The 288-nt window shown below is 37.5% G+C and carries 1 pseudogene; it reads right to left on the reverse strand.

Annotated elements, in window-relative coordinates:
• Positions 1 to 288, reverse strand: a pseudogene (gene prfC, locus ACFIO5_RS12270) (peptide chain release factor 3); the annotation flags it as partial.

Below are 288 nucleotides of genomic sequence, written 5' to 3' on the forward strand. Positions count from 1 at the left end.
CATACCATATTCTATTTTCAATCGTTCCTTTAAAACATCAATCTTCAAAGCACCAATCACACCTATGAGAGAAGGATAACCATCATCAGGAATAAATAATTGCACGACCCCTTCTTCAGCCATTTGGTGCAAAGCTTCTTTCAGTTTTTTTGCTTTCATCGGATCACCTAAACAAACACGACGTAAAATTTCTGGTGCAAAATTAGGCACTCCCTTAAAAAGGATATTTTCTCCTTCTGTCAAGGTATCACCAATACGCAACGTTCCATGATTAGGAATCCCTACAAT

The organism is Bartonella sp. AA86SXKL, from assembly GCF_042196885.1.